General features: G+C 37.3%; 1 protein-coding gene. It reads right to left on the bottom strand.

Annotated features, from left to right (window positions below; all coding sequences use genetic code 11):
- Nucleotides 1–171 precede the first annotated feature (171 nt).
- Nucleotides 172–906, bottom strand: a 735-nt coding sequence (locus ACFINM_RS09770) for a type IV secretion system protein (protein ID WP_375641331.1), incomplete at its 5' end; no start/stop codon positions are given.

Consider the following 906-nt stretch of genomic DNA (forward strand, 5'->3'; position numbering starts at 1 on the left):
GTAAAGTGTATAGTTTACGATAATTTATCTTTTCTTAATTTCATTTTTTAATTTATGAAAATAGCTCAATTTCAGTGTGAATATTTTTTACTTTAGGATTGGATATCCTTGTTATTTTGTCATATGGATATTAAGGGCGTCTGTTACGGGAACCATTGCTTTTTATCTCAGCTAGTTTTTATGTCTCCATAGATGTCCGAATGTAATGCCTTTTGCGAGAGAATTGGCCATGCTTGATAGTTTGAGTAACAGCATGATGGATATAATGGACAAGATGAGAGCTCCTCCAAACATGAAGCTTACATTCTGGTCGTAGTCGAGTTTCATATCGCTCAAATAGTTTGCAAAGATATTCATCATCAGATTAAATACAGTTGTTAAGAGTAGAAAGAGGATTATATAATTCACGACTTGTACAATCCATTGCTCAAAAAAGCGATAAGTTGGTTGCCAGAGTAGAGCAATAATGAAGATTGGTCCCAATCCTACGAGAAGTGTAATAGCGATTTTTGTCAGAAGGACGAGACCCCCACCGATTGCTACGACGAGGCTTGTTGCTAGCAAGATGAGGATTCCTAAGAGACTGTAAAGCAAACCATTGGACTCGAAGAAGACGGTTTCTTGGAAAAGACGTCCTGCATATTGAAATCCTTTGGTTGCTGCTTTGTCCAGTAAATTCATTAATTGTGTATCATTGAGTGGATTTGTTATGAGCGCTTTTGATAACTCATAGGGCATTTGTGTGATCAAAATGGCAATTTCACTCTGATAAAGTCCTGTGGTAAGAGCTATTGAAGTAATAATACTTATCCGTAGGAAACGATTTACAAATCCGGAGAGAGGCATATCTATAGCGCCACGGATGATGAGCCATCCGTAGATGATGAAAGCGATTGTGATTCCAAT

This window comes from Bartonella sp. AA168HLJHH (assembly GCF_042197365.1).
Lineage (GTDB): Bacteria > Pseudomonadota > Alphaproteobacteria > Rhizobiales > Rhizobiaceae > Bartonella.